20 protein-coding genes are annotated in these 25,579 nt (G+C 72.1%); 8 read left to right on the top strand and 12 right to left on the bottom strand.

Translation table 11 applies throughout. The annotated features are described in order from the left end of the window. The first annotated feature begins 2 nt into the window (after nt 1-2). Nucleotides 3-746 carry an SIR2 family NAD-dependent protein deacylase gene (locus KDL01_RS10400; protein ID WP_368861541.1) on the top strand — a complete coding sequence of 248 codons (744 nt, stop codon included), beginning with the start codon at nt 3-5 and terminating at the stop codon, nt 744-746. A gap of 53 nt (nt 747-799) precedes the next feature. On the opposite strand, the gene KDL01_RS10395 is transcribed toward KDL01_RS10400, so the two are convergent. After that, a complete protein-coding gene (locus tag KDL01_RS10395; RefSeq protein ID WP_212528192.1) occupies nt 800-1,294 on the bottom strand; it encodes an NUDIX domain-containing protein in 495 nt (164 codons plus the stop codon). A 53-nt stretch (nt 1,295-1,347) separates the two neighbouring features. On the opposite strand from KDL01_RS10395, the gene KDL01_RS10390 reads away from it, so the two are divergent. The 5 genes from KDL01_RS10390 to lon all read left to right on the top strand — a co-directional run bounded on the left by KDL01_RS10390 (nt 1,348) and on the right by lon (nt 8,611). After that, complete coding sequence (locus KDL01_RS10390) at nt 1,348-2,781, top strand: pyridoxal phosphate-dependent decarboxylase family protein (protein WP_212528191.1); 1,434 nt, start codon at nt 1,348-1,350, stop codon at nt 2,779-2,781. 9 nt (nt 2,782-2,790) lie between these two features. Next, on the top strand, nt 2,791-4,584 hold the full coding sequence (locus KDL01_RS10385; protein ID WP_212528190.1) for a serine/threonine-protein kinase: 1,794 nt from the start codon (nt 2,791-2,793) through the stop codon (nt 4,582-4,584). 104 nt (nt 4,585-4,688) lie between these two features. Continuing rightward, complete coding sequence (locus tag KDL01_RS10380; RefSeq protein ID WP_212528189.1) at nt 4,689-5,009, top strand: hypothetical protein; 321 nt, start codon at nt 4,689-4,691, stop codon at nt 5,007-5,009. Continuing rightward, nucleotides 4,987-6,168: a M48 family metallopeptidase gene (locus KDL01_RS10375; RefSeq protein WP_212528188.1), complete on the top strand. Its 1,182-nt coding sequence runs from the start codon at nt 4,987-4,989 to the stop codon at nt 6,166-6,168. The genes KDL01_RS10380 and KDL01_RS10375 overlap by 23 nt, the downstream gene beginning before the upstream one ends. Before the next feature lie 67 nt (nt 6,169-6,235). Continuing rightward, nucleotides 6,236-8,611 carry an endopeptidase La gene (lon, locus tag KDL01_RS10370; protein ID WP_212528187.1) on the top strand — a complete coding sequence of 792 codons (2,376 nt, stop codon included), beginning with the start codon at nt 6,236-6,238 and terminating at the stop codon, nt 8,609-8,611. A 16-nt stretch (nt 8,612-8,627) separates the two neighbouring features. Here lon and KDL01_RS10365 read toward each other — a convergent pair whose 3' ends face one another. From KDL01_RS10365 to KDL01_RS10335, 7 genes are all read right to left on the bottom strand, one after another. After that, a complete protein-coding gene (locus KDL01_RS10365; protein ID WP_212528186.1) occupies nt 8,628-8,852 on the bottom strand; it encodes a DUF6191 domain-containing protein in 225 nt (74 codons plus the stop codon). 137 nt (nt 8,853-8,989) lie between these two features. Continuing rightward, nucleotides 8,990-9,985: a phospholipase D-like domain-containing protein gene (locus tag KDL01_RS10360; RefSeq protein WP_212528185.1), complete on the bottom strand. Its 996-nt coding sequence runs from the start codon at nt 9,983-9,985 to the stop codon at nt 8,990-8,992. A gap of 333 nt (nt 9,986-10,318) precedes the next feature. Continuing rightward, nucleotides 10,319-10,885 carry an ATP-binding protein gene (locus KDL01_RS10355; RefSeq protein ID WP_212528184.1) on the bottom strand — a complete coding sequence of 189 codons (567 nt, stop codon included), beginning with the start codon at nt 10,883-10,885 and terminating at the stop codon, nt 10,319-10,321. Between the two features lie 494 nt (nt 10,886-11,379). Beyond that, the gene (locus KDL01_RS10350; protein WP_212528183.1) at nt 11,380-13,167 is read right to left on the bottom strand and encodes an LCP family protein; all 1,788 of its coding nucleotides are present in this window, start codon (nt 13,165-13,167) and stop codon (nt 11,380-11,382) included. Nucleotides 13,168-13,257: 90 nt separating this feature from the next. Beyond that, entirely contained in the window at nt 13,258-14,100 is an 843-nt protein-coding gene (gene modB / locus KDL01_RS10345) for a molybdate ABC transporter permease subunit (protein ID WP_212528182.1), read from the bottom strand. Beyond that, on the bottom strand, nt 14,097-14,906 hold the full coding sequence (modA, locus tag KDL01_RS10340) for a molybdate ABC transporter substrate-binding protein (RefSeq protein ID WP_212528181.1): 810 nt from the start codon (nt 14,904-14,906) through the stop codon (nt 14,097-14,099). Before modA ends, modB begins: the two co-directional genes overlap by 4 nt. Next, the gene (locus KDL01_RS10335; RefSeq protein ID WP_307846228.1) at nt 14,906-15,328 is read right to left on the bottom strand and encodes a TOBE domain-containing protein; all 423 of its coding nucleotides are present in this window, start codon (nt 15,326-15,328) and stop codon (nt 14,906-14,908) included. Before KDL01_RS10335 ends, modA begins: the two co-directional genes overlap by 1 nt. Nucleotides 15,329-15,564: 236 nt before the next feature. Between KDL01_RS10335 and KDL01_RS10330 the strand changes: the two genes are divergently transcribed. Both KDL01_RS10330 and KDL01_RS10325 read left to right on the top strand, forming a co-directional pair. Next, on the top strand, nt 15,565-16,617 hold the full coding sequence (locus KDL01_RS10330) for a DUF5925 domain-containing protein (RefSeq protein WP_438801954.1): 1,053 nt from the start codon (nt 15,565-15,567) through the stop codon (nt 16,615-16,617). After that, entirely contained in the window at nt 16,614-18,488 is a 1,875-nt protein-coding gene (locus KDL01_RS10325; RefSeq protein WP_212528179.1) for a S9 family peptidase, read from the top strand. Before KDL01_RS10330 ends, KDL01_RS10325 begins: the two co-directional genes overlap by 4 nt. Before the next feature lie 71 nt (nt 18,489-18,559). Here the strand turns inward: KDL01_RS10325 and KDL01_RS10320 are convergent, their stop codons facing one another. The 4 genes from KDL01_RS10320 to KDL01_RS10305 form a co-directional block, all read right to left on the bottom strand. Then, nucleotides 18,560-21,082, bottom strand: coding sequence for a hypothetical protein (locus tag KDL01_RS10320; protein ID WP_212528178.1), 2,523 nt, complete (start codon nt 21,080-21,082; stop codon nt 18,560-18,562). 206 nt (nt 21,083-21,288) lie between these two features. Continuing rightward, on the bottom strand, nt 21,289-21,849 hold the full coding sequence (locus KDL01_RS10315; protein ID WP_307846225.1) for an NUDIX domain-containing protein: 561 nt from the start codon (nt 21,847-21,849) through the stop codon (nt 21,289-21,291). Nucleotides 21,850-21,874: 25 nt separating this feature from the next. Next, nucleotides 21,875-23,710, bottom strand: coding sequence for an ABC transporter ATP-binding protein (locus tag KDL01_RS45200; RefSeq protein ID WP_212528177.1), 1,836 nt, complete (start codon nt 23,708-23,710; stop codon nt 21,875-21,877). Beyond that, a complete protein-coding gene (locus KDL01_RS10305; protein WP_212528176.1) occupies nt 23,707-25,560 on the bottom strand; it encodes an ABC transporter ATP-binding protein in 1,854 nt (617 codons plus the stop codon). Before KDL01_RS10305 ends, KDL01_RS45200 begins: the two co-directional genes overlap by 4 nt. Nucleotides 25,561-25,579 lie beyond the last annotated feature (19 nt).

Raw genomic sequence — 25,579 nt, 5'->3', positions numbered from 1 at the left:
GGATTCCGGACTTCCGGGGGTCGGAGGGGGTGTGGACCAGGAACCCGGTGGCGGAGCTGAGTGCGGACATCGTGTCTTATCTGCGCGATCCGGAGTTGCGGGCGCGGGCTTGGCTGGCGCGGCGGGACAATCCGGCGCGGGGGGCGCAGCCCAATGCGGGGCATCTGGCGCTGGTCGAGTTGGAGCGGCAGCGGTCGGTGCGGATCCTGACGCAGAACGTGGATCGGCTGCATGTGCGGGCCGGGTCGAGTCCGCGCAAGGTGCTCGAGTTGCACGGCAACATGTTCGAGGTCGTGTGCACCGACCCCAAGTGCGGGTGGACCGGGACGCTCGACGGTGTGCTCGCGCGGATCGAGGCGGGGGAGCCGGATCCGAAGTGTGAGCGCAGCGGCGGGATTCTCAAGCCCGCGACGGTGATGTTCGGGCAGCAGCTGGACCCGGAGGTGATCGGGCGGGCGGCGCAGTTCGCGCGGGCCAGTGCGGTGTTCCTGGCCGTGGGGACGTCGCTGCGGGTGCATCCGGCGGCGGGGCTGTGCGAGGTGGCGGTGGCCGCCGGGGCGGATCTGGTGATCGTCAACGACGAGGCGACGCCGTATGACGAGCTGGCGACCGAGTTGATCAGGGAGCCGATCTCGGAGGCGTTGCCGAAGCTGGTGGGCGAGCTTTCGCGGGTATCGTCGGCGACGGCGCAGGCGGCGACGGAGGCGGAAGTCTCAGGGGGCTCAGATGGATCAGGGGGCTCATAGGGCGTGGCCTCGACCTCCGGCACGGGCGCCGATCCACCCCGACCCGACCGCGCTCAGCGCAGCCGGGACTCGAGGTACGCGACGTCGTGGAAGCCGCCGGCGTTGATGGCGTCCATCCGGGCGCGCATGAAGGGGCGCAGGTCCTCGGGCAGCTCGTCGACGGCGAAGAAGCCGATCTCGGCGATCTCGTCCTCCTGCGGCCGCAGCGCGGAGGGGTCGGGGCACACCCCGACGTCGAAGGTGAGGCTCAGGAACTGCACCGGGCCCTGGCCGCGCTCGGCCCACTGGACGGCGAGCAGGCGCACCGGGGCGTCCGGGCTGACCTCGAAGCCGAGTTCCTCGCGCACCTCGCGCACGCAGGCGTCGGCGGGGGGCTCGTTGTCGTCGACCACACCGCCGGGCAGGGACCAGCCCTCACGGTAGGTGTTGCGTACGAGCGCGACGCGGCCCTCGGGGTCGCGCAGCACCGCGTTGGCGGACAGGGCGAGCTTGGGTACCGAGGCGTACCAGGCGGCCGTCTCCTCCGGGGTGAAGCCGATCGTCGTCACGCGAAGATCCTGCCACATTCGGCTCATCCGGTGGTGCGCATAAGGTGGAGGGCATGGCAGACGCACGTGACGCGCACGACATCCTCCAGGCCGCGGCCCGCATCGCCGCCGACCACCTCGGCGGCCTGCTCGAGCGCCCGGTGTGGCAGCCGGTGCCGGAGCCGCTGCGGGCCGCGCTGGCGGGGCAGGCGCTGCCGGAGCGGGGGCTTGACCAGGAGCTTCTGCTCTCGACGCTGGAACGCGACGTGCTCGCCTATCCGATGGGCAACGGGCATCCGGCCTTCTTCGGCTGGGTCAACGCGGCGCCGCATCCGGCCGGGATCGCCGGGGCGCTGCTGGCTGCGGCGATGAACCCGTCCTCGGCCGGCGGGGACCACGGCGACGTCTACCTGGAGCGGGCGGCGGTGCGCTGGATCGCCGAGCTGATCGGCTTTCCGCACGAGCCGGGCGCCGGGCTGCTGACCTCCGGCGCGTCCATGGCGACGATCGTGGCGGTGGGGGCGGCGCGGCGGCGGGCGCTGGCCGCGGCGGGCTGGGACGTGCGCGAGCGCGGGCTGGCCGGGGCGCCGCGGCTGGTGGCCTACGGCAGCGAGGAGGTGCACTCCTGCGTGCGCAAGGCGATCGAGCTGCTCGGCATCGGCTCGGCGAACCTGCACGCGGTGCCGGTGGACGCGGACGGCCACCTCGAGATCGCGGCGCTGCGGCGGGCGATCGCGGCGGACCGGGCCGAGGGCGCGGTGCCGTTCCTGGTGGCCGGGTCCGCCGGGACGGTGAGCACGGGCGCGGTCGACGCGCTGGACGAGCTGGCGGACGTGTGCGCCGACGAGGGTCTGTGGTTCCACGTCGACGGGGCGTACGGCGGCCTCGGCGTGCTCGACCCGGCGATCGCGTACCGGTACGCGGGGATGGAGCGGGCGGACTCGGTCGCGCTTGACCCGCACAAGTGGCTGCAGGTGCCGGCCGGGGTCGGCTGTGTGCTGGTGCGCGACCGGGTGCAGCTGCGCGAGACGTTCTCTTACGTGCCGGCCTATCTGCGCGACGACGCGGCCGGAGAGCTGGGCTGGTTCAGCGAGTACGGGATCGAACAGACCAGGCCGCCGCGGTCGCTGCCGGTGTGGGCGGCCATCGCGGCGCGCGGCCGGGAGGGGGTGGCCGCGGACATCACGGCGTGCACCTCGACCGCGCGGCTGCTGGGCGAGATGGTCGAGCGCGACCCGGACTTCGAGCTCGCGGCGCCGGTGGAGACCTCGATCACGGCCTTCCGTTACGCCCCGGCGGATCTGACGCCGCGGCAGGCGGACGAGCTGACCCGTGCGGCGGCCGCGGCCGTGCAGGCCTCGGGCCGGGCCTTCGTGACCGACTCGGTGTTCCGGGGCAGGCCGGTGCTGCGCGCGTGTCTGATCAACCCGGCGGCCGGCGCCGAGGACGTCGGCATCCTGCTGGACGCGGTACGGGAGGCGGTCACCGCGCGTCGGCGGGAGTACTAGGCTGTCGCCGTGCTTGGTTTGGGTGGGGACGATCCGACACGGCTGGGACCGTACCGACTGCGGGCGGTGATCGGCGACGGGGGCATGGGCCGGGTGTACCTGGCCACCTCGCCGGCCGGCCGGGCCGTGGCGGTCAAGGTGATCGGGCCGGGGCTGGCCGACCAGCCCAACTACCGGGAGCGGTTCGCCCGCGAGGCCCGGGCCGCGATGGCGGTGTCCGGGCTCTACACGGCCAGTGTCGTGGACGCGGACACCACCGGTGAGCGGCCCTATCTGGCCACCGAGTACGTGCCCGCGCCTTCGCTGGCCGACGTGGTCAAGACGGTCGGGCCGCTGCCGGCCTCGACGGTCTCGGCGCTGGCGGGCGGCCTGGCCGAGGCGCTGGCTGCGATCCACCGGGCCGGCCTGGTGCACCGGGACGTCAAGCCGCACAACATCCTGCTGGCGCCGAACGGGCCGGTGGTGATCGACTTCGGGATCGCGCTGGCGGATGAGGCGCAGACCTCGTTGACGGCGGTGGGCATGGCGGTCGGCTCGCCCGGCTACATCGCGCCGGAGGTGCTCAGCGGCCAGGAGCCGACCCCGGCCACCGACATGTTCGGGCTGGCCTGCGCGCTGGTGTACGCGGCGCGCGGGGTGGGTCCGTTCGGCAAGGGCGATCCGCTCTCGATCGCGCACCGCACGGTGTCGCAGGAGCCGGATCTGGACGGCCTGCCCGAGTTCATCAAGGGTCTGGTCCGGCCGCTGCTCTCGCGCGATCCGGCGAGCCGCCCCTCCCCCGCGCAGCTGCTCGAGCACCTCGCGATCGTCGGGCAGGACGTGGTGCTGCACGACGCCCAGTGGCTGCCGGAGAGCGTCAGGGAGCTGCTGGTCCAGCGGCGGGCCCAGGTGCAGGTGCTGCTCGGCGGCAACGGCAACGGGAACGGGCACAGCGGCCAGACCGACGCCGGGTACGGCACCGGCTCGCCGCCGACCGCGGCGGCGCAGCGGACGGTCCCGCTCGCCTACCCGCCGCCGCCCTCGAACCAGCCGGTGTCACAGCCGATGCAGCAGCCGGTGTCACAGCCGATGCAGCCGCCGATGCCGGTCCCGCTCGCCCCGCCGCGCCCGCCGGCACCCCCGCACCGGCTGCGCAACGCGCTGCTCGCGACCGGCGGCGCCGTCGTGGTCGCGGCGGCCGTGGCCACGACCGTGGTCCTGGCGCAGGGCAAGGACCACGGCCCGGGCGGGACGACGGGCACGCGCAGCGCCACGGCCGACGTCGTCGCGCTGAGTACGGGCAGCGCCGGCCAGGCGGCGACGACGCCCGCCGCGTCGACCTCCGCGACCCCGTCGGCCACGCCGACCCCCACGCCGACCCCCACGGCTACCGCCACGGCCACCGCCACTGCCACCGGCGTGCTCGGCTACAAGCCCGGCACGTACAAGCTCAACAAGCTGATCTCAACCGACACCTTCGGCTATTCGAGCGTGTACCTGGTGGACATCACGGTGAACGGGGACGGGTCGGTCCAGGCCGATCTGCGCTACACCAACAACACCGGCTCCGACCAGCAGTTCACCTGCTACGCGGACACCAAGGACGAGGCCCAGCTGGTCATCGGGGGCGAATCCAGCGTCTACTCGACCGCGACCGCGTGCACGGACGACCCGAGCTACACCAAGGACGTGCCGCCGGGCGGCTCGATCACCGGATACGACAAGTTCCCGAGCGCGCCGGCCGGTTCCGGCTCGTGGACCTACAGCCTCTCCACCATCGAGTACTCCGGCAGCGTGACGGGGATCGACATCCCGACGCAGTAGAGAACGCGAGCGGCGAGAGAGAACGCGAGCGGCGAGCCGGTAAAGTGATCATGGCCACGGCGTGTCGCCGCGCATGCCGGTATTGATTTCCTACCATGACTTTCATGGCTAGGGTTTCCGCGGGCCGCGGGACGGCCCGGCATCGCAGGAAGGCGCCGGCGCGCCGGCTCGCGGCCGAGCGGCTGCTGGCCGTGGACGGGGCCTGGCTGGTGTGCTTCGCCCTACTCGCGGAGGCCACGATCCGGCATCCGGAGCCGGCCGCGATCCTGTGCGGCATCTGCGGCATCACCGGGCCCGGTGTGGCGCGCCAGGGGGCCCGGTGCGCGGCGCGGGTGTGGGACCTGCGGCACCGGATCGGGCCGCCCCCGCAGCCCGACCCGGCCGAGCCCCCAGAATGGGAGCGTGCAGACGCAACCCGAGGCTGACTTCACTCCCGAGCAGTACGCGCGTTCCCGGGCGCGCAAGCGGGCCACGGCGCCGCTGCGCTACGGGTCGATGGCCACCGGGCTGCTGGTGGTGTGCGCACTCGGATTCAGCCCGCTCGGCAGCGGGCTGAGCCGGGCGGCCGGGAACCTGGCGGGCGGCGGCTGGATCGCGACGGCGGTGCTCGGCGCGCTCGCGCTGCGGATCGTGCTGTGGCTGGCGGCGCTGCCGTTCTCGTTGTGGAGCGAGCGGATCAACCACGCCTGGGGGCTGAGCACCCGCACCCGCCAGCTGTACTGGCTCGACTCGCTGCGCGGGTTCCTGCTGCTGGCGCTGCTGCTGTCGGGGGCCTCGCTCGGGTTCTTCGCGATCACCCGGCACGCGCCGCATACGTGGCCTGTCATCGTCGGCGCGACCGGGGTGGCGCTGGTGTTCGTGTTCTCCTTCCTGCTGCCGGTGGTGGTCGAGCCGATGTTCAACAGGTTCCGGCCGCTCGAGGCCGGGGAACTGCGCGAGCGGCTGCTCGGGGTCGCCCGGGATTCGGGCGTGCGGGTGCGCGACGTACTGGTGTCGGACGCCTCGAAGCGCACCACGGCCGACAACGCGTACGTCTCCGGATTCGGCCGTACCCGCCGGATCGTGTTGTGGGACACCACGATCGAGCACTGCACCACCGAGGAGATCGCGAGCGTCACCGCGCACGAGCTCGGGCACGCGGCCCGGCGCGACGTCCTGGTCGGCACGGCGCTGAGCGCCGGGGCGGTGGCCGTCTCGGTGGCGGTGCTGGCCTGGGCGCTCGGCCTCGGGGCGCTGCACGGCGCGGCGAACGTGACCGGCGCGGCCGATCCGCGGGCGCTGGCGCTGTGCGCGGCGGTCTCGACCGTGCTCGGCAGCGTGCTCGGGCCGCTGTTCAACGGCTACAGCCGCCGGATCGAGCGGCGCGCGGACCAGTACGCCCTGGATCTGACCGGGGATCCGGCCGCGATGATCTCCACCTGGCGGCGCCTTGGCGTGCAGAACATCGCCGACCTTGAGCCGAACCCGGTCAGTGTGCGGCTGTTCGCGACCCACCCGCCGGTCCCGGCGCGGCTGGCGCATGCCCGGGAGTGGGAGCGTTCGCGCACAGCGAACACGGGCGGGAACAGTGACCGGCCCCGGTGAAGTTGAGTAGGGCAGACTCAACCTTCGTGGCCGGTGCTCGGCGACGACGACCCGAGGAGCTGCTTTCATGGCGATCACGTCCACCACCAAGGCCCTGCCGGTCCTGCCGCTCGATGACGAGGTCGTGCTGCCGGGCATGGTCGTGCCACTGGACCTGAACGACAACGACGCGCGCGCCGCGATCGACGCCGCGCGGCTCGACCCCGATGCGGGCGAGCATCCCGAACTGCTGCTGGTCCCGCGCCCCGACGGCAAGTACGCCGGCTACGGCACTCTCGCGGTGATCGAGCAGGTCGGACGGCTGCGCGGCGGCCAGCCTGTGGCCGTGGTGCGCGGCACCGGCCGGGCCAAGATCGGGCGCGGCACCACCGGCCCCGGCGCGGCGCTGTGGGTCGAGGCGGAGATCCGCCCCGTGGCGGCCTCCACCGCCCGCGCCCGCGAGCTGGCCGAGGCCTACCGCGAGACCGCGGTCAAGATCCTCCAGCACCGCGGCGCCTTCCAGGTCGTGGACGTGATCCGGCAGATCCAGGACCCCTCCGCCCTGGCCGACTCCGCCGGGTACGCCCCGTACCTGACGCTGGAGCAGAAGCTCACGCTGCTGGAGACCACGGACGTGGAGGCGCGGCTCGAGCTGATCGGCGAGTGGGCCAGGACGGCCCTGTCCGAGCTGGAGGTCACCGAGACCATCCGCAAGGACGTGGACGAGAGCCTGGAGAAGCAGCAGCGCCAGTTCATGCTGCGGCGCCAGCAGGAGGCCATCCGCAAGGAGCTGGCCGAGCTGGACGGGCGCCCGGCCGACGAGCAGGACGACTACCGCGCCCGGGTCGAGGCCGCGGGGCTGCCGGAGAAGGTGCGCGAGGCGGCCCTGAAGGAGGTCGACAAGCTCGAGCACGGCAGCGAGCAGAACCCGGAGACCAGCTGGATCCGCACCTGGCTGGACACCGTGCTCGACCTGCCCTGGAACGAGCGCTCCGAGGACGCCTACGACCTGCCCGGCGCCCGCGCGGTGCTGGACGCCGACCACGCGGGGCTGGCGGACGTCAAGGAGCGGATCGTGGAGTACCTCGCCGTGCGCAAGCGCCGCGAGGAGCGCGGGCTCACGGCCGTCGGCGGACGCCGCTCCGGCGCCGTGCTCGCCCTGGTCGGCCCTCCCGGCGTCGGAAAAACCTCGCTCGGCGAGTCCGTGGCCCGGGCCATGGGCCGCAGCTTCGTCCGGGTCGCGCTCGGCGGCGTGCGGGACGAGGCGGAGATCCGCGGACACCGGCGCACCTACGTGGGCGCGCTGCCCGGCCGGATCGTGCGGGCGATCAAGGAGGCCGGCACGATGAACCCGGTCGTGCTGCTCGACGAGGTCGACAAGGTCGGCTCGGACTTCCGCGGCGACCCGGCCGCGGCGCTGCTCGAGGTGCTCGACCCGGCGCAGAACCACACCTTCCGCGACCACTACCTGGACGTGGACCTGGACCTGTCCGACGTGGTCTTCCTGGCCACGGCGAACGTGCTCGAGTCCATCCCCGGGCCGCTGCTGGACCGGATGGAGCTGGTGCGGCTGGACGGCTACACCGAGCAGGAGAAGGTCGTCATCGCACGCGACCACCTGCTGCCGCGCCAGCTCGAGCGGGCCGGCCTGAACGAGCAGGAGGCCGAGATCGACGAGAGCGCGCTGCGGCGGCTGGCGGCCGAGTACACCCGCGAGGCGGGCGTGCGCGACCTCGAGCGTTCGCTGGCCCGCGTGCTGCGCAAGGCCGCGGCCAAGACCGCGGTGGGCGAGCTTGAGCTGCCGGTGCGGGTGACGGCGGAGAACCTGCCGGACTTCCTCGGGCACCCGCGGCACACCCCGGAGAGCGCCGAGCGCACCACGGTGCCGGGCGTGGCCACGGGTCTGGCGGTGACCGGCGCGGGCGGCGAGGTGCTGTTCGTGGAGGCCTCGCTGGCCGACCCGGAGACCGGTTCCACCGGGGTGACCCTGACCGGCCAGCTCGGCGAGGTGATGAAGGAGTCGGCGCAGATCGCGCTGTCCTACCTGCGCTCGCACGGGGCCGAGCTCGAGCTGCCGGTGGGTGACCTCAAGGACCGCGGCGTGCACGTGCACGTCCCGGCCGGCGCGGTGCCCAAGGACGGACCGAGCGCGGGCGTGACCATGGTCACCGCCCTCGGCTCACTGCTCTCCGGACGTCCGGTGCGGGCCGAGGTGGCGATGACCGGCGAGGTCTCGCTCACCGGCCGGGTGCTGCCGATCGGCGGAGTCAAGCAGAAGCTGCTTGCCGCGCAGCGCGCCGGGGCGAAGGTCGTGCTGCTGCCCCAGCGCAACGAGCCGGATCTGGACGAGGTGCCCGCCGAGGTGCGCGAGGCGCTGGAGATCCACCTGGTCTCGGATGTGCGCGACGTGCTCGAGCTGGCGCTGGCCCCGGCGCACGCGCCGAGCCCGGTGACGGTCGGCTGAGCCCCGGAGGGCGGCCCTACTGCTCGGTGGGCTCGTCCTCGTCCGCAGTGTCTTCGGCCTCCTCGTCCCGGGAACGGGAGGAGGAGGCCGAGGCCTTGATCAGGACGGATCCGGAGCTGAGATCGATCGGTCCCCGGCCGGGCTCGTTGTTGCCCTCCACCTCACGGGTGTGTTCCAGGCGCTCCTGCTCGTCGACACGATGCCGCTGGCCCGGGCTGAACAGATCGAAGAAGATGCTCACGCTTCCCACGCTACCCTGCCGCGCGGCCAGTGCCTACAGGGTGAAGGTCACGAGCACGAGCTCGGTGCCCGGAGGCGGTGGCCGCCGGGCACCGAGCTGGAGGGTTACCGTGCTGGACTACCGCGCACTGCGCCCGACTACTGGACGGTGCCGCCGGCGTAGTCGGAGTTGAACTGCGTCTCCACCACGCTCTCGACCCCGGTGTCCTTGAGCAGGATGCCGAGCTCGCGGTTGTCGTTGAGCGAGTTGCTGGTCCAGTTCATCGAGCCGAGCTCGACCGCGGCGTCGGACAGGCCGTAGTCGGCCACGACCGCCTTGGCGTGGATGTAGTAGCCGGTGCTGCTGGAGTAGCCCACCACCGTGCCGCCGGCCGCCTTGATCTCGGAGACCTCGGAGGAGTAGTCGGACGGGTACTCCACCACCACGCGCACCTTCACGCCGGCCTTGGCCCGGGCCACCACCGCGTTGATGAGGGTGGAGCTGGAGAACTCCTCCTCCTCGATGTCGAGGGTCTTGGTGGCGCCGTTGATGATGGACAGCAGCTTGGTGGTGGCGGTGGTCGGCGACCACAGCAGGTCGTCGCCCGCGCCGGGGGTGATGGCGGTGTTGGCGTAGTCGGCGTTGAACACGGCCTCGATCGCGGCGACGTCGTTGGCGTCGGTGTCGAAGACTCCGTAGTCGCAGCTGGTGGTGTAGTACTCGCTGGTCAGGTTGCCGGTCAGGATCAGCGACTCGTCACCGTCGACCGTGATGGTCTTCTGGTGGGTGTAGGTGAAGCGGGAGGTGTTGGACTCGACCACGCCGACGCCGGCCGCCTTGAGGGCGGAGATGGCGGAGGCGTTGTACGAGGTGTGCTGGCCGTCGAGCACGACGCGCACCTTCACGCCGGCCTTCTCCCGGGCCACCAGGTCGTTGACGGCCGTGGTGTCCACGAGCTCGTACATGGTCATGTCGAGGGTCTTGGTGGCGGAGTTGATGAAGTTGTAGATGGTCGGCTCGGTGGCCGAGCTGGTGTTGAAGACGAAGGCGGAGTACGCGTCGGTGGCGGCGTGGGCCGGGGCCGCGGCGAGGGTGGACGCGACCAGGCCGCAGGCTGCGGCGGAACCGAGGGCGCGGAGAGCGGTGTGGCGCATGGGGTTTCACACTCCAAAGTGGGATGCGCCGTGCCGGTGGGTAGACGGCACGGGCCCGTTCGGGGGCGTCCCCATGACACCCGTCGCAGGGGCCTTCGACGCGACCGTGGGATGGAGGCGTCATGACGGTTCCGCAACGATTTTGTTAATCAGCCCACGAAGCGTTGACCTATGCGATATGCTGAAATCTTGACCCCTTGACTTCTCAGAGTCCTGTCATCAGACACTTGATGATGTGGGTGCGTCACGGGGTTCTTTCCGCGGCTCAGGGCCCGGTCTCGGGTCCGGCACTCCCGGCCCGCCTCGCGCGGCCCGGTGCTCGCCCGGCCCGGCTCAGGAGCCGGCGGCGCCGCGCAGCGGCCAGACCCGGCGGACCCGGCGCTCCCAGGCGCGCACTCCGCGGATCGCGGCGCCGCCGCGTCCGGCCCTGGTCTCGTCCCCGCCGTGCTCTCCGGCGCCCGCGGTGAAGGTGGCCGTGACGGTGGTCCCGGTCCGGTAGCGCGGGGCGCGCACGATCAGGGAGTCGGCCAGTTCGCGCGCGATGAACAGCCCGCGGCCGCCCTCGGCGTCGAGATCGGACTCGATGTCGTCGCGTCCCGGCACGTCCAGGCCGCGCCACTTGCCGGCGTCCTTCACGGTGCAGATCACGGCCGGCCCGCCCGAGGTGGGCTTGCGCCGCAGGATCAGCTCGACCGGGCCGCTGCCGTGCCGCAGCGCGTTGCCGGCGAGCTCGCTGATCACCAGCGCGGCGTCCCCGGCGCGCTCGGCCAGGCCCCAGCGCTCCAGCGCCCCGACGGTCAGCCGGCGCGCTTCGGACAGCGCGGCGGGCGCGGTCAGTTCGGTGACCACCAGGCCCAGCACCACCTGGGGGGAGATCGAGCGCACGGATCGTACGCCCATGGCCGAGACCAAGACTCGGCGCGCGATGCGGCTTGACTGACGCGCCACGGTAGTTCCACTCCAGCGGTAGATCTCACACATTCATTCCGGGCCATACCGGTCCGGACCACCACCGCGCACCCACCACCGGCCGCCTTCGACGCCGCACTCGCCAAGGCTCGGACCCGCCTTCGCGCGAGGCGATCCAGAAACCCGTCGCCTCGGGTACGCTCCGCGTCCACACCCTCACTTGCAGTGTTCGAAAGTGCAGGTCAACACGGGTCTTGGAGCGATAAACACGAAACCACGGTACCGACCGAAGCGTATCCCGGGATTCGTGCATCCGATACCCCTCGGCCATCACAAAATGCCCGGCGGCAGGTGTATGGAAACGACAATGCGCCCCACGATGCGCATGCAATTGCGCGTGCACGGTGCACACGCAAAGGGGGCCCCCGGGGCGCCGGACGAGTGTGTCCCGGCGCCCCGAAGGCCCCTGTTGAGCGCGTCTCGGCTCAGTGCGTCTCGGCGTCCGGGTTCGCCTGCACGCACGCCCCGGTGTCGGCGCCGTTCTCCTCATAGGACTGGCTCGGCACCGAGATCGCGGCGCTGGCCGAGTAGGTGCCCGCGGTGGAGTACGTGCTTCCGGTGGTCCAGTCGGTGCCGATGGTGAGGGTGAGCGTGGTGCCGGTGCCCGTTTCGGACAGGGCCGAGGCAGGCAGGTCGAGGTCCGTGGCGAGCTCCTGGGCCGCCTTGACCTCCTGGGCCGAGTAGACCAGCGTGGTGCTCGCGACGGTGCTGGTGGCGTCGCTGCCGGAGGAGTAGACGAATCCGTCCTGGAACACCTGGGACACCACGGCCTGGTAGCGGTCGGTGGCACCGGAGGAGTTGACGACCACCACGTGCATCGGGTGGGTGCGCGCGGCCGCGGTCTCGGACTGCTTGGCCACTGCCTCGGCCGACTGGGAGGCCGCGATCTGCTGCGCGGTCGGGGCCGAGGGCGAGCCGCTCGAGGTGGGCGAGGGCGAGCCGGAGGAGTCCGGGGTGGCGCTTGAGCTGCTGCTCAGGGCACTGACGGAGCCGCCGGAGGTGGTGAAGGACTTGTCCTGTTTAATGTCCTCGAACAGCGCCACCGCGGCCGGGTCCTCCTGCACTCGGGAGGTGTAGCTCGGGTCGCTGGTGTCGGTGTCCTGCTGCCACGGCATGGTCAGGAACGTGACGCGGTCCGAGGCCACCTCGCCGAAGTCGTTGGCGAGGTCGAGCAGCGAGGTGATGCTGTCGAGGTCGTTGTCCACGGTGGTGTACTTGGTCACCGTCTCGGCCAGCGACTGCATCTCGCCGATGTTGGTCAGCGTCGCGTTCTGCTTGACCTTGCGCAGCAGCGAGGACATGAAGATGTGGGTGGCCTGCTCCCGGCCGAGGTCGGAGCCGTCGTAGAAGGCGTGCCGGGTGCGCAGGAACTGCAGCGCCTGCTTGCCCTGCACCTCGGTCACCCCCGCGCCGATGGTCAGCCCCGAGTACGGGTCGTGCACCGCGGCGCTCACGCACACCGGGACGCCGCCGAGCTCGGTGGACAGGTCCACCACGCCGGAGAAGTCGAACTCGACGAAGTGGTCGATGGTGACGCCGGTGAGCAGGTTCACCGCGGCCACCTGGCAGGCCGGGCCGTATTGCAGGGCGCTGTTGATCATGCCGCGCCCGCCGCCGGCGCACTGCGGCAGCTGCGTCTCGGTGTCGCGCGGGATGGAGACCACCGTGGCGTTGCTGCGGTCCGCCGACAGGTGCACGATCATCTCGCTGTCGCCGTTGGCGCCGGAGTTCGCGTCGCCCTGCACGCACGCGCCGCCGAGCGAGCAGTCCGAGCTGGTGTCCCGGGTGTCCGAGCCGAGCAGCAGGATGTTGAGCGCGGAGCGGCCGTAGGCGTCCACGGTCTCCGGCGGCTCGGTCACCCCGGGCGGCAGCAGCGCGACGTGCTTGAGATTGTGCGTCAGATGCTGGACGTCGTAGGCCACGTAGACGAAGGCCGCGGCGACCACGAGGGAGCCGGTGACCGTCATGGACAGCAGCGCGTACTTGGCCCGGCGCCGCCGTTTCGCCCGGCGTACCAGCCGTTCGCGGCGCTGGGTCTGTTCCACGAACTCCTCGGTGGACTGGGCGTCTTCCAGCATCGCGCCGAATCCGCCCTCGTCCCGTGCCCCCGGATCCTGTTCCGGGCCCTGCCCCGGTCCCGGGCCCTGTCGCAGGTCCCGTTCCGGCTCCCCCGCGGCCGCACTGCCCACCCGGCCGTTCGCGTCGTCCGACACCGTCAGTCCTCCACCCCTGTCAATCCCGCGCGTACTGTGACGTCCGGCCAGGGCGGCTGGTTGCCTACGGGTGCTGAGAAGTGGCTGAGTTCACACTTTGGCGACCAGTCGGTCACGCAGTGCGGTCAGGATGGCGACGGACACCGCGAGCAGGACCACGCTGAGCACGATGGCGGATTGCGGATCGACCTCGAAGGCGAGGTAGACCGCGAGCGGCATGGTCTGGGTGGTGCCGGGGAAGTCGCCGGCGAAGGTGATGGTGGCGCCGAACTCGCCGAGGGCGCGGGCCCAGGCGAGCACCGCGCCGGCGCCGATCGCGGGCAGCAGGTTGGGCAGGGTGATGTACCTGAAGGTCTGCCAGACGCTCGCCCCGCTGGTGGCGGCGGCCTCCTCGATGTCCGGGTCGAGTGAGCGCAGCGCGGTCTCCACCGAGACGACCAGGAACGGCATGGCCACGAAGGTCTCGGCCATGATCACGCCCGGGGTGGTGAACGGCAGCGTGACGCCGAACCAGCGGTCGAGGTACATCCCGAGCACGCCGGAGCGGCCGAACATCAGCAGCAGCGCCATGCCGCCGACCACCGGCGGCAGCACCAGCGGCACCATCACCAGGGCGCGGGCCAGGCCCCGGCCGGGCAGCTCGGTGCGCACCAGCAGCCAGGCCAGCGGCACGCCGAACAGCAGGCTGACACCGGTGGCCGCGGTGGCGCACTCGAGTGAGAGGCGCAGCGCGGTCCAGGTGTCGCCGGCCGAGAGGTCCTGGGTGAACTGCCGCCAGGGCGTGCGCACGAGCAGGCCGACCACCGGCAGCACCAGGAAGGCGAGGCCGACCAGGGACGGCAGCAGCAACAGGGCCGGAGCGCGCCCGCCGGTGCGGCGGCCCGAGCCGGACCGCCGCCGCTGCCGCCGGGTCCTGCCGGTGGGTCGGGTCACGGCGCCTGGAAGCCCGCGGCCAGCAGCACCTGCTCGCTGGCGGAGGTGAGGATGAAGGCCTCGAAGGCCGCGGCCGCGGTCGGGTTCGTCGAGCCCTTGAGCACGTCGATCGGGTAGGAGTTGACCGCGTCGGAGGCGGTGGAGAAGACGACCCCGTCCACCTTGCCGTCGGCGCCGAGGATGTCGCTGTGGTAGACCAGCGCCGCGTCCACCTCACCGAGCTCGACCTTCGCCAGGGCGCCGGTGACCTCGGTCTCGTAGGTCACCGGGGTGAGCGAGACCTTCGCCGCGGCCAGGGCCTTGACCGCGGCCGAGCCGCAGGGCACGGTCTTGGCGCACAGCGCCACCTTGATCCCGGACTTGGTCAGGTCGGCGAGGGTCTTGATGCCCTTCGGGTCGCCCGGGGCGACGGCTATCTCGAGGGTGTTCTTCACGAACACGGTCGGGGTGCCGGTGGTGTCCCCCGCCTTCTGCACGGTCTGCATGGTGGCGGTGTTGGCGGAGGCGAACACGTCGGCCGGCGCGCCCTGGGTGATCTGCGCGGCCAGGGTGTCGCTGCCGCCGAAGGAGAACTTCACCGTGACGCCGGGATGCGCCTTCTCGAAGGTGGTGGCGAGCGAGGTGAAGGTCTTCTGCAGCGAGGAGGCGGCGAAGACCGTGACGGTGCCCGAGATCGCGGGCGCGGACGAGGAGGAACTGGAGGCCGGGGTGGTCGCGGCGGTCGGCGTGGACGACGAGCACGCGGCGGTCAGACCGGCCAGGCCGAGGGCCAGTGCGGCGGCGGTCAGGCGGGTACGGCGGTTCATCAGGGTTCGATCCGTTCGACGACGACGTTGGTGGACTTGACCACGGCCACCGAGAGCACCCCGGGCTCGAGCCCGAGTGCGTCGGCGGCCTCACGGCTCATCAGCGAGACGATGCGGTGCGGACCGGCCTGCATCTCGACCTGGGCCATGACCCCGTCGCGCACGACCCGGGTGACGATGCCGCGCATCCGGTTGCGGGCCGAGGAGACCGAGCCGTGGCGCTGCTGCTCCTCCACGTCCGCGAAGGTGGTGGCGAAGGCGGCCAGGTCGGGTCCGGCGATGGTGCGGTGGCCGGGTCCGTCCGCGGAATCGCCGCGCCGGGCCGGCAGCCGGCCGGCGTCGATCCAGCGGCGCACGGTGTCCGCGCTGACCCCGAGCAGGTCGGCCGCCTCGCCGATCCGGAAATCTCGCGTTTGCGTCACGCTGTGCACTGTAGTGCCGCATCTGCGGGCCATCTTCCCCCGGCCGCTCGCATCCGCGCAGTTGTTACGCATTCGATAGCGCGCGGCTGCGGCGGGTCGCGAATGGGGGGCGAATCCGCTTAATCAGTGGACTTGTACGCCGGGTTGGCGGATCATGGCTGGTCGTGACCAAGACGGGCTTTGAAGCCACGGCCGCGCCCGATCCGGCGCGGGAGCGGGTCGATTCGCCCTGGTACGTGTGGGGCGTGCTGGACCACAGTGTCGACTTCCACGAGATCACCCGGTTCCTGTACCTGTCCGCGTTCGCGGAGGGCCGCGAGCCGCACGGCTACCGCATGCCGCTCGGGCGGGTGCGCAAGGGGGAATGGCGCCTGCCCGAGGGCGCCCGGGTGCTGCGCGAGGGCCGCAGCCGCGGCCAGCGCGCGCTGTACGCGGTGGGCGAGGGCTGGAGCCTGTTCGTGCACCGCTACAACCCGGGCCACGGCGGGGTGGCCGTGACCGCGGTGACCGAGGAACTGGCCCGGGAGGTCGCGGAGCGGGCCGCGACGCTGGTGCGCAAGAAGGTCAAACAGCGCGACGACCGGGTCAAGCTCGGGTTCTGGCATGCCACCGGCGGCGGCGCGGTGAACCAGGAGCGCAGCATCGAGGCGCCGGAGTGGGCCGAGGTGCGCGGCAACTACGCGGCCCCCGTGGCCGACCAGCTCGACCGGCTGATGAAGACCGGCCCGGACGACGTCAACGGCAAGCTCATCTTGCTGCACGGGCCACCCGGCACCGGCAAGACCACCGCGCTACGGGCGCTCGGCCGCGCCTGGGGCAAGTGGTGCCGCACCGACTGCGTGCTCGACCCCGAGCGGCTCTTCGCGGACCCGGGCTACCTGCTCGAGGTGGTGATGGGCGAGGACGACGACGACCGGCGCTGGCGGCTGCTGATCCTCGAGGACTGCGACGAGCTGATCCGCGGCGAGGCGAAGAGCACCGCGGGCCAGGCCCTGTCCCGACTGCTGAACCTGACCGACGGACTGCTCGGCCAGGGCCAGAACATCCTGATCGCCATCACCACCAACGAGCCGCTGGAGCGCCTGCACCCGGCCGTGGTGCGCCCCGGCCGCTGCCTGGCCGAGATCGAGGTGGGCCCGCTCAGCACGGCCGAGGCGACGGCCTGGCTCGACACCGGCGCCGGGTCCGTGGCCGGCCCGATGACGCTGGCCGCGCTCTACGCGCGCAAGGCCGGACGCGAGGACCCGGCCGGGCTCGCGGTGGAACCGTCGACGGGAATGTACATATGAGTGTGGCCCTCACCCCCGAGGCGATGGTCGACTGCGCGGCGCCGTGGCGGCCGACGGTGGCTCCGGACGGGCGCCGCGTCGCCTACCTGGTCGCGCGGACCGACGAGGACGGGCGGCGGCTGATGTCGCTGTGGGTGGGTGCGCGGCGGCTGCTGGCCGACCAGGCCCGGATCAGTGCCCTGCGCTGGAACGCCGGCTCCGACGCCCTGTACTACGTCGCGGAGGGGCAGGTGCACCGGATCGCGGTGGTCGACGGAGCCGGCGCCGGCGCGGAGGCCGAACCCGAGGCGCTCACCGACTGGCCGGGCCGGATCGTGGACCAGGTGCCGCTCGCGGACGGACGCACCGTCGCCGTCGTGGCCCCCGACGAGCGGGACGAGGACGCGCAGGACGAGCCGACGGTCTGGGGCGAGCAGACACCGCCCGACCAACTGCGGCTGCTCGACCTCGAACGCCGCGAGCTGAACCTGGTCGACGAGCTCTGCGACCGGCACGTCATCGCCGTGGCCGCGCGCCCCGACGGCGATGCGCTCGCGGTGATCAGCTGGGCCGAGCCGATGGACGACCCCGGCGCCTTCACCGCGCGGCTGCACGTGGTCGATCCGCACACCGGCAAGGTGCAGGACCTCGGCGCCCTCGGCATCGACGCGCGGTCGCCGGCCTGGTGGCGGGACCGGGACGACGCCTGGCACGTGGCCTACATCGCCGTCCCGCCGGGCGAGGCGGCCGGGATGGCGGTCTTCGACGCCACCGAGAGCGGGCACCGGAACCTGACCGCCGACCTGGAGGCCTGCCCGGTCGAACTGGTGCAGATCGCCGAGGGCGCGCCGCTGGCCCTGTTCGCGCAGGGCCTCGACACCGCCGTCTACCGGCTCGACCCGGTCGCCCTGCGCTTCGACCTGGTACTGCTGGAGAGCGGCCTGCTCGACACGCTCAGCGCGTGCGACCGGGGCGAGCAGATCGCCGCGCGCAAGTCCACGTCGTACGAGCCGAAGGACGTCTTCGCAGGGCCGGTACAGGGCCCGCTGGCCCGGCTGAGCGACGTGGAACCCGAACTCAGGCAGGTGGACTGGGGCCGGAGCGAGCGCCTCGTCTTCCGCGGCGCGGACGGCCTCGAGCTCGACGGCCTGCTGATCCTGCCGCCCGGCCGCACCCGCGAGGACGGCCCGTTCCCGCTGATCACGAGCGTGCACGGCGGCCCCTACTTCCGACACTGCGACGATCTCGCGCTCTACGAGCAGCCCGCGCCGCAGTGGCTCGCGGCCGCCGGGTACGCGGTGTTCCTGCCCAACCCGCGTGGCAGCCAGGGCCGCGGCGGCGCGTTCGCGCGGCTGGTGCTGGGCGCGGTGGGCCGGCAGGAGTACACCGACATCCTGGCCGGCATCGACCTGCTGGTGGCCGAGGGCGTGGCCGACCCTGACCGGCTCGGGATCAGCGGCTGGAGCCACGGCGGCTTCATGGCGGCGTGGGCGATCGGCCAGACCGACCGCTTCAAGGCCGCGCTGATGGGCGCCGGGATCAGCGACTGGGGCATGCAGGTCGGCCTCGGCGAACTCGGCGCGCAGGACGGCGCCCTGGCCGGCGGCTTCGGCTGGGAGGGCCCGGGACCGCACCCGCACGACGTGCTCAGCCCGATCTCCTACGCCTCGCGGGTGCGCACGCCGGTGCTCATCCTGCACGGCGACCAGGACCAGAACGTGCCGCTGGGCCAGGCGGTCTACTTCCATCGAGCCCTACGTCACCACGGCGTCGAGCACGAGTTCGTGGTCTACCCGGGCGAGGGCCACGGCATCGTGGTGCGCTCGCACCGGCTCGACCTGGTGCGCCGCTCCCTGGCCTGGTTCGACCGCTGGCTGCGCCCCGCCGCGTAGAGATGAAGGCCCGACAGCCCCGCCGGCGACGCTGCCGGCGGGGCTGTCGGGCCTTCAGGGTGCTGCGACGGCTACTGCCAGGTGACGGTGTCGCCGAGGAACTTCATGTACTGCGACGTGAGGCCGCTCTTCGAGGAATCGCCGTCGTTGTACCAGGTGACGTCGCCGTCGTCCTGGATCAGGTAGACCGGGCTGCCCGAGGACAGCGAGGCGGGAAGGACCCCGATGCCCTCCCAGGCGCCGGACGTGGACGCCCCGGCCTGCGCCGGGGCGGGCAGGGTCACACCGTTCTGCACCGGGGCGTCGGCGGCCACGCCGTCCCAGGACCAGAGCGCGGCCGCGTCGTTGTCGCCGTTGGAGGTGCCGGTGAGGATGACGTACTGGTTGGCCGCGTTCTTGCGGATCTCCCGGATGCCGAGGCCGTCCAGGTTCATGTCGATCGCGCTGCCGAAGGTCGCCGTGGTCGCGGCGCTGGTGACGAGCTGGTCGATGTTGGTGACCGGCACGACCAGCGCGTCGGTACGGGTGGAGGTGCTCTCCAGCGGGGCGCGGAAGGCGACGTACGCGGTGCTGGTGGAGTTCGGCGCGAACTCCATGCCCTCGACGTTCAGGCCCGTGGTGGACTTGGGGTCGTTGGTCGAGGAGGCGTTCAGGCCGAGCGCGTTGCCGTTCGACTTGTCCCAGGACAGCAGGTCGCCGAGCAGGCCGGTGTAGGCGCCGACGTAGGTCAGCGTGGCGGAGGCGCCGGTGCCGGTGACGTCGGTGGCGAACAGGGTGCTGCGGGAGGGCTCGGCGTTGCCGCTGCTGCTGGCGCTCATCGAGCCGGTCCAGTAGATGCGGTTGCCGACGCGGGCCGCGGCCTCGATGTCGACCTCGGTCGTGCCGTAGGGCAGCTCCGAGGTGAAGTCGAAGGTCTTGACCGGCGCGGTGACGCCCTGCTGGTAGAGGTAGAGCACGTTGGTCTCGTCGTCACCGATGAAGAAGTAGCCGTTGCCCGCGTCGATCAGCGTGGAGGCGTTGCCGATGCCGGAGTAGTAGTCGGCGGACGGGTCGGCGTCGTCCTCGAACGAGGCGGCGTAGGCGATCGTGGTGGTGGCGGTGCTGCTGCCCGCGGTGGCGGTGATGGTCAGCGTGGAGTACCCGGCGGCCGACGGGGTGACCGTCAGGGTGCGGGTGGCGCCGGTGCCGGAGAACGTCAGGCCGCTCGTGGGCACCACGCTCGTCTTGGAGGACTTGGCGGTGAGGGTGACCGCGGCGGCGCCGTAGTAGGCATCGCCGACGGTGATCGTCGCGGTCGGGTTCTTGGTGTTGCCGACGGCGCCGAGCAGCGTGGCCGGGGAGGCCGAGATCGTCGGGGTCTTACTCCCCGACGGCGAGGCGGAGGCCGAAGCCGACGCGGAGGCGCTGGCGGAGGCGGACGCACTGGCGGAGGGGCTCGGGGTGGCCGAGGCGGAGGCCGTGGCGGCGCCGCTCGGAGCGAAGGCGACGCCGCGGAAGGCCTCCTTGGACGCGGCAGAAGCCAGGGTGCTGACGGTGCCGGACATGCTCGCGCCCGCGCCCGCGGCGTCGGTCACCAGGGAGAGCGTGCCGCTGGTGCCGGAGGAGCCGCTGCCGGTCGAGTAGAGCACGGCCTTGCCGCCGACCACGGAACCGGTCAGGTCGACCACGTTCGACACGCTGGTGCTGCCCTCGGCCGTCCAGCTCCCGCTGACCAGGCTGTACTTGAGGATCTTGCCCGCGGTGTTGTCGGACACGTACATGGTGTCCGGGGTGGAGCCGCCGGACAGGCTCAGCAGCACCGCGCTGTACGGGTCGCCGCTGCTCTCCGGCTTGCCCGGCAGGTTGGCCAGGGACTGCCCCGAGGTGGTCGGGGTGCCGCTGCCGACGGTGGAGACCCCGATGCTGCTCTTGTTCGAGGTGGTGTAGAGCTGGCCGTCGACGACCTCGACCTCGCGCACGTTCGAGCTGCTGAGCTGGGTGTAAGAGCTCGAACCGAGGGTGGTGTAGCCGATGCCCTCGTTGGCGCCGGACACCCAGATGCTGGTGCCGTCGGTGCTGGTGGCGCCGCGCACGTTGTTGCCGTCGGCGAAGCCGCTGAGCATCGTGGAGGTGTCCACCGTGCCGTCGCCGCCGACGCGGGCGACCGTCACGTCGTCGGTGCTCGCCACGCTGCTCTTGCCGACCGCCTGGTGGTAGCCGGGGGCGAGCAGGTAGCGGCCGTCGGCGGAGAGGGTGAGCAGGCCCTCGGACGCGGCGCTGCCGGAGGCGGTGAGCTCGTGGGTGGTGCCGCTGTCGGCCGTGGGCAGCTCGACCGAGGTCACCAGCGTGCCGGAGGGGGTGTATTCGTCCAGGAACACCGGCGCGGCGCTGGAGCTCAGGGAGCTGCTGCCGTCGCCGACCCGGTAGACGACGAGGTCGCCGGCGGTGAACGCGGTGGCGGTGGCGGCACTGGCGCTGGCGACCACCGGGACGACCACGGCGCCGAGCGCGAGCGTGCCGGCCAGGACCGGGCCGAGCACGGCGCGGCGGCGCCGGGAGTGGAGTTCGCGGGGGCGGGATGAGGCGGGCTGGGAGGCTGGGACTCTCTCAGTCACAGAGGTTGCTGCCTTTCAGCGGCGAGGGCGGAACCGCCGAAGGGCTGGGTGACCACGTCGACGGTATCCATGGGTGTGGACACAAGCCTCGCCACTGTGTCGATCACAGGTGACGTCCCGGTGAACCACACCCGACGCGCCGCCGCCCGGCGGCCGACGAAATGAGCCTTCTGCAATATCCGGGCGGCGGGGCAACCGTACGGGTTCTACTTCCCGTGCAAGAGGAAGAAGCCGTAGCAGGCGATCGTCTGGGCGTCGCGGATCGTGCCGTCGCGCATCATCTTCTCCAGGTCGGCGCGGGCGAACCAGGCCAGGCGCATGTCCTGCTCCTCGGGTTCGCGGGCGAATTCGCCGGGCACCAGGCCGGTGGCCAGATAGACGTGGCCGCCCTGGGAGGAGAAGCCGGGGACGCAGTAGAGCTCGCCGAGCAGTTCCCAGCGCTCGGCCCGCAACCCCGTCTCCTCCAACAGTTCCCGCTGCGCCAGCTCGAGCGGGTCCACGGTCCGGCGGCCCGGGTAGGTGCCCATCGGGAACTCCCAGGACCGCTTGCCCACCGGGTAGCGGTACTGCTCCACGAGCCAGAACCCGTCGTTCTCGAAGGGCACCACGACCGCGTAGTTGCCCTTGTCCACCACGCTGTAGATCCCGGGCGAGCCGTCGGCGCGCTCGATCTCGTCCTCGCGCACGAGCAACCACGGGTTCTCGTACACGACCCGGCTCGAGATCGTCTTGATGTCCTTGGCGGGCCTGCTCTCGGTTTCGCTCACCCTTCCACGCTAGTGCCTGGCCCTTTCACGAGGCGCTGTACGCAGCCGCCTGGAGCCCGTAGAGGTCCGCGTAACGTCCGCCGGGCAGGTCCACGAGCTGGTCGTGGCGCCCGGTCTCGACCAGCTTCCCGTCCGCGAGCACCAGGATCAGGTCCGCGCCCGCCACGGTGGAGAAGCGGTGCGAGACGATGATCGTGATCGCCCCGGTGCGGCGGGAGAGGCTGCGGGCGCGCACCATGTAGCGTTCGAAGATCTCCTGCTCGCTCGGCGCGTCCAGCGACGCGGTCGGCTCGTCGAGCACGAACAGCAGCGGCGAGGTGCGCATCGAGGCGCGGGCCAGGGCGGCCTTCTGCCACTGCCCCTCGGACAGGTCCACCCCGCCGGTCTCGGTGCCCAGCTCGGTGTCAAGGCCCTGCGGAAGGCGGCGGACCAGCTCCTGCGCGTTGGCGTCGGCCACCGCGGCCTGCACCGCGGCGCGGTCCTCGAGCCTGGGCAGGTCGCCGAAGCCGACGTTGTGCGAGAAGACGGTCTTGAACCGGCCGAAGTCCTGGAACGCGGCGGCCGAGCGGGCCCGCCACGCGTCGGTGTCGAGGGCGGCCAGATCCGTGCCGTCCACCAGGATCCGGCCCGAGGTGGGGCGGTAGAACTTCTCCAGCAGCTTCACCAGGGTGGTCTTGCCCGAGCCGTACTCGCCCACGATCGCGACCACCGAGCCGGGCGGGATGGTCAGGTTCAGCCCGTCCACGGCCTTGCGGTCGGTGCCGGGGTAGACGTAGGTGACGTCCTCGAACACGAGGCCCTCGGACAGCGTCTCCGGCGGCATGGCGGTGCCCTGGACCCGCGCCCGCTCCTCGGCGACGTAGGCGCGCAGCCACAGGTACGGCGCGATCACCCGGCCGGCCTGCGCGGCGCCGGAGGACTCCGAGACGGTGCCCTGCAGGGCCGTGCGCAGCGTCGTGGCCACCGTGATGGACAGCACGATGTCGCCGATGCTGCCGTGGCCGTGCGCGGCCCGGTACACGATCAGCCAGAGCGAGCCGGCGAAGCCGAGGGTGAACAGGATCCAGCCGGCGAGCTTCAACACCGAGGCCCGGACCAGGGCCCGGTAGCGGCCCTCGACCGCCTCGTCGAACGCGGCCCGCTGCAGCCGGGCGATCTCTGTGCCGGAGCCCGCGACCCGGATCTCCTTGCCGGAACCGGCGGTGGTGGCCACCTCGAACAGGTGGCGCTGGAGCCTGACCTGCTCGGCGGTGTCGGTCTCGGCCCGGATCACCCCGCGCTTGCCGAGCCGTTCCCACCACAGCGGCACGCCGGCGAACACCAGCAGGCTCATCAGCCACGGGTCGATGGAGCCGAGCAGCAGCAGGGTGACCCCGAGCTGGAGCACGGTGAAGAACACCCGCACCGCGCTGAAGAGCCCGAACATCAGCATCCACATGCCGGTGCGCACGACGGTGAGCCGGTCGAGCACGTCGGTGCGCTCGAGGTGCTCGATGCCCTCGAGCGTGGCGATGTCCCGGTGCACCTGCGGCATCAGGTCCAGCAGCGCCGTCTTCTCCACCGCGTAGAGGGTCGAGCCGCCCACCAGCGAGGTGCAGAACATGCTGCTGGTACAGGCGAGCGCGACCACCACCCCGGCCACCAGCGCGGAGTGCGCACGGCCCTGGATGGCGTCGTTCACGGTCGAGCGCATGCCCAGCGCGATGGCCGCGGTGAGCCCGACCTGCACGGCCTGCAGGCCGAACACGAGCACGACCCGGCCGGGCACCCGCTTCCAGGCCAGGCCCATCAGCTCTCTGCCGAGACGCAGGTAGGCGCCGCGCGAGACGCGGGGAGAGTACTCGGTGGGTGCCGCGGTCACAGCAGCTCCCCTTCCTCGATGTGGTCGTCGTAGCCGGCCTGGAAGCGCTCGGCCTGAATCGCGAACATCCGCGCGTACTCGCCGCCGCGGGCCAGCAGCTCCTCGTGGGTGCCGGAGTCGGTGATCCGGCCGCCGTCGAGCAGCACGATCCGGTCGGCGTAGCGGACGGTGGACAGGCGGTGCGAGATCAGCACGATGCTCGCCTCGCCCCGGCGTTCGGCGAGGCGTTGGAAGACCTCGAACTCGGTGCGCACGTCGAGGTGCGCAGTGGGCTCGTCGAGCACCAGCAGCTTCGCGCCCTTGCGCAGCGCGTAGAGCGCGCGGGTGAGCACGACCTGCTGCCACTGGCCGCCGGACAGGTCCACCCCGCCGGTGCGGGTGCGGGCGAGCGGGGTGTCCCAGCCGGCCGGCAGGCGGGAGAGCACCTCGCCGAACCCGGCCTCCTCGGCCGCGAGCTCAAGCTCCTCGAAGTCGGGCGCCAGGTTCCCCCGGCCCAGCAGCACGTTCTGGGCCGCGCTCAGCTCGTACTTCACGAAGTCCTGGAAGACCACGGATATCCGGGAGCGCCAGGCCTCGTGCCCATAAGAGGCGATGTCGAGCCCGTCGGCGGTGATCCGGCCCGAGGTCGGGGTGTAGAGCATCGACAGGAGTTTGATGAGGGTGGACTTGCCCGCGCCGTTCAGGCCCACCAGCGCGAGCAGCTCACCCGGTTTGATCTCCAGGTCCACCGAGTGCAGCACGGTGCGCTCGGTGCCCGGGTAGCGGAAGCCCAGGCCCTCGAAGGCGATCAGCGGCACGCGGTCGGGCAGCTCGCGCGGGGCGGCGGCCGCGGCGTCGGGGGCGAGCACCGCCGCGGGTACGGCCGCCGGCTCGAGCACCTGGCGCAGTTCCTCGTACGCGGCCAGGCATTCGCCCGCGGAGGTGACCGAGATGGTGGTGTCGGTCCAGCCGAGGGACTGGAAGATGGACCAGCCCGCCGCCAGCACCGCGGACTCGACCGCGACCGTGGTGCGGCCGGTGGCCGCGTCGTGGCCGACCACGGCCAGGGCGACTGAGAACGGCAGGCCGACCAGGAGGAAGACCTGCCACTCGTCCTTGGCCGTGAGCTTGGCCCAGATGGGCTCGAAGGCGGTGCGGATGTGCGTCTGGATGGAGTCGGCGATCCAGTCGCCGAGCCCGTAGACGCGGATGTCCTTGCTGGTGCCGGGATCGGCCGCGGTGCGCTCCCACACGTTGCCGCGCTGCATCTCGCGGCGCGAGGCGCGCCAGTTGTGCATGAAGGACTGGTGCCGGCGGGCCAGGATGCACCACTGCGCCAGCGCCGGCAGGAAGATCAGCGGCACCAGCCACCAGGCGAAGCCGGCCAGCACGGCGCAGGAGGCCACCGCCCCGGCGAACACCGCCGCGATGTGGATCAGGGCCATGACACCGGTGCCCGGGGTGCGCTCGGTCCAGTTCACCGGATCGGCCCGGGCGGCCCGGACCAGCCGCTGGCTCTCCGGGTCCTCGAGCCGGTCCACGGTGGGGCTGGTGGCCGCGAGCTCGGTGATCCGGGCCCGGTAGGCGCCGTCGATCCGGAACGCGCCGAGGTAGACCAGCGGTTCGAGCGCCGCGTCGGCCGCGTGCCCGATCCCGAGCACCAGGGCGAAGACGATCAGCGGGACGGTGGTCGCGGCCACCAGGTCCGAGGGCACGGCGTGCTGGACCCGGCCGATCAGCAGCGCCGTGGCCAGGGCGAGGCCCGCGGGGGCGAGGTTCTGGAGCAGGATGAGGATACCGAGGCCGGTGAGCAGGCGGCCTCCCGCGTCGCGGGCGCAGCGCGTGAGACCTCGGAGGGTTTGGTACGTCAAGACTTGCCTTCACTGCGAG

It is taken from the genome of Actinospica durhamensis (genome assembly GCF_018139695.1).
In the GTDB taxonomy this organism is placed as follows: domain Bacteria; phylum Actinomycetota; class Actinomycetes; order Streptomycetales; family Catenulisporaceae; genus Actinospica; species Actinospica durhamensis.
This window is presented reverse-complemented; position numbering and strand designations above follow the sequence as displayed.